A 3,523-nucleotide genomic window follows, 5' to 3' on the forward strand; every position below is an offset into this window, starting at 1 on the left:
GAGCTAAAGTACCTGCAGATACGGTAGTGATACCGGTGTAGGTGTTGGTGCCAGATAAGGTTAAGGTGCCAGAGCCGAGTTTGGTGAGTGAGCCTGTTCCGGAAATTACATTGCTAACTGCAATGCTGCCAGCGCGGTTGATGATTAATGCACCATTATTGAATATAGAACCACTTCCAAAGCTACCTGTGGAACCACCATTACCAACGGATAAGCTACCGGAATTGATGTAGGTATCACCAGAATAGGTATTGGTGCCAGTGAGATAGAGAGTTCCGCTACCGGATTGAGCAATACTTCCTGCGCCTGATAAGTCTCCACTGAGGATGACGTCATCAGAACGGCTATAAGCCAAGATAGCGCTGTTAATTACGGCGCCTGAACCAAGTGAGCCAGAGGTTGCGCCATTACCGATTTGTAATGTACCCGCGCTGTTTGTAGTTGTGCCAGATAAAGTGCTGTTACCACCCAACACCAACGTACCCGCCCCACTCTTCGTGAGATCACCTGTACCAGCAATGATGCCGTTGTAAGTCAAGGCAGTAGAACCATCGACATTGATCGTGCCGTTACCGGTCATGGCAATGCCACGATTGGCATTTAAGGTAAATGTGGCTGTACTGTTCAGTGTTCCACCGTTAAAGATAATGGATCCTGGTGTTGCGCTTGCTGGAGCAGCGCCTAACTGGTTATCTGCAGAAATCGCTAAAGTACCGCCAGTCAGAGTGCTTGTACCGGTGTAGGTATTAGCGCCAGATAGCGTGGTTGTTCCGGAGCCTACTTGCTCTAAGTTCGCAGAACCCGCCAAGATCGCAGATACCGTGGCTGCGCTAGTGTTATTGAAGGTGTAGCTAGAACCTGTCAGAGCGCCAGTAGTGCTGGTGATCGATCCACCGTTTGTGCCGATGGTGACTGCACCAACCGTATCAGAGTAGGCACCTAAAGCAAAAGTGCCGCCGTTGACTGTCAGTGCTGAGCTATTAGAGATCACATCATTCGCACCAAGAGCTAAAGTACCTGCTGATACTGTTGTTGTACCGGTGTAGGTGTTAGCGCCAGATAGGGTTAAGGTGCCAGAATCAGACTTTGTTAAGGTGCCTGAGCCAATATCAATCACTGATGCAATGACTGTGTTGCCCGCCCCAGAGATGGTTAGGCCAATATTAGAAGCTTGGATATTGCTACCCAAAGTAATGGTTCCACCAGCAACAGCACTTAATGTTGTAGCAGAACCAAGAGTTACCAAGGTATCGCTATCACCCAAAGTTGTATTGCCACCCATCACCAATGTACCAGCAGTAGTGATAGATGAAGGTGCTGTTGCTGTAATACCAGCGGTGTAAGTTTGCGTATTGCCTGCTGACCCAAGGGTCAATGCACCGGTGTTATTAAATGTGATGGTGTTAGTGACCGTGCCGCCAGTACCAGTCAATGAGACATTATTAACAGTATTAGCAATGGTGAAGTCCGCTGCTGTAATACCACCAGTAAAGCTTGCAGTACCGCCAATATTTTGCAGATTCAGACTACCGGTACCAGAGAATGAAGTGCCGCTCACGTCAGCGCCGCTTATGCCAGATCCAGCACTCAAAGTTAGGCTATATGACGATCCTGTTACAGCGCCCAAAGTAATATCGCCTGCATTGGTGCTTGCATTGGTATTGAGGGTTGTATTAGCTCCAAGCGTTACCGGACCAAATGTCATGGCTGTATTGGTGGTATTGATGGTGCCCTTCAGGGTGCTTGAGGAAGGAGCAGTTGCAGTAATGCCACCGGCAAAGGTTTGTGTGCCGCCACTAGAACCCAAAGCAACGGTGCCAGTATTACTGAAGGTCACTGCGTTAGCAATAGTAGAGCCGCTAGCATTGATGGCTACGTTGTAGGCATTATTTGTTGTAGTGAGGCTGCCTGCAGTCAATGCATCATTAAATGCGATGGTTCCAGTTGAGCTAGTGAGTGCAACAGTTGCCGCAGTAACTGCCCCACCAAAAGTAGTGCCGCCAGAATTGGTAATCGTCAATGTGCCGATATCAGTACCAATAGCCCCTGTCACGCTGACTGCGCCAGTAGTATTAATCACTACGTTGGAGGCTGAGCCGCCTGCGGTACCGGTAATAGAGGCTACAGTAATTGAGCCAGAGCTACCGCCACCAAGATACAGTGTCACGCCATTACCCAAGAGTACGTTGTTCAGAGTAATAGGTGAAGTACCAAAGTCAAATACGCTGTTAGAGCTCAAGAATGTAGTGGTTCCGCCCAAGTTAAACGAGCAACTTGTTCCAACCACGCAAGTAGATGGATTGGCAGCAGTGAATGTTCCCAAAAGGATATTGTCACCAGTATCGTGAGTAATACCGCGTGCAAATGTGAGGGTGTCAGAGGTAGCGTCACCGTAGTAAACCGCGCCAGTAGTACTTAAGGTTACTGCGCTAGTAATGTCCGTTACAGATCCATAGAACTTTATCTCACTAGAGCCACCCGCATTGCTCATCGCTGCTGCATACAGATTGTTAGCAAACTCAATTACACCTGTTCCACTAGTAACCACCAAGCTAGTAATACGATCGCCGCTGGTGCCAACTGTACCGTTAAATGTCACACCGCCAGAATTGGCGATTGTGAATGTACCGATATTGGTGCTGATGGCACCACTTACTGTGACTGCATCGGCGGTATTAATGGTGATATTGGACTTAACACCCGTTGTGCCACTAATTGAGCTCAAAGTCATTGGTGTAGCTGCTCCAGCACCCAAAGTGAGAGTTGCGCCAGGGTTAACGGTTGTTGCACCCAGGGTAATACGCCCTACTCCTGGGCTCAATGTCACGCTGTTTTCAATCGTAGTCGGTGAATTTAAGGAAATCGCAGATGCAGTGGTATTGATCTGGCTGGCATTAATAGAAATGCCAGATGAAGCATTAGCCGTTACACCGCCTAAGAAATTAAAGATGTCGTTATAGTTATCGCCAAAGCGAATCGTGCCGGTGTTATAGAAAGTGGCAGCATTAGAAATCGTAGTTGTACCAGCAGCACTAGAAAGATTATTCAGGGCCACATTAAATGCATTGCTGCCAGTGCTTGCACCAACTACCAAGCTATCAGCAACAATCGTACCGTCAACAGTAATAGTTCCAGTTTGAGCGGCATTACCTAAAGTCAGTGTGCCGAGCTTAGTTGATGATCCGATTACACCAGCAAGACTAATGGTTCCAGACTTGCTGGATACGCTGAATGACTGATCCCCTGCGCTTGTACCCTGAATAGCACTGCTAATCGTAATAGTTGCACCAGAACCACTGGTTGCTGTATTGATAGCTGAGTCTGTACCAACTAAAGTCAGCGTCTTGGATGAAGTACCAATGGCAACGGAAGCGCTGTTATTGGTTGTATTTAAGGTGCCACCCAAGGTCACGGCACTTGGCGCAGTTGCAGTTACACCACCAGTGAAGTTGATAGTGTCACTACCGTTACCTAAAGCCAAGGTACCGGTATTGGCAAATGTTGTGGCTCCAGCGATAGTGTT

1 protein-coding gene is annotated in these 3,523 nt (G+C 48.1%); it reads right to left on the reverse strand.

All coding sequences use genetic code 11. The annotated features are described in order from the left end of the window. A partial coding sequence (locus ICN23_RS09915; RefSeq protein WP_216232088.1) for an autotransporter-associated beta strand repeat-containing protein occupies positions 1-3,523 on the reverse strand: 3,523 nt, incomplete at both ends.

The organism is Polynucleobacter sp. MWH-Jannik1A5, assembly GCF_018881795.1.
Taxonomy (GTDB): Bacteria; Pseudomonadota; Gammaproteobacteria; order Burkholderiales; family Burkholderiaceae; genus Polynucleobacter.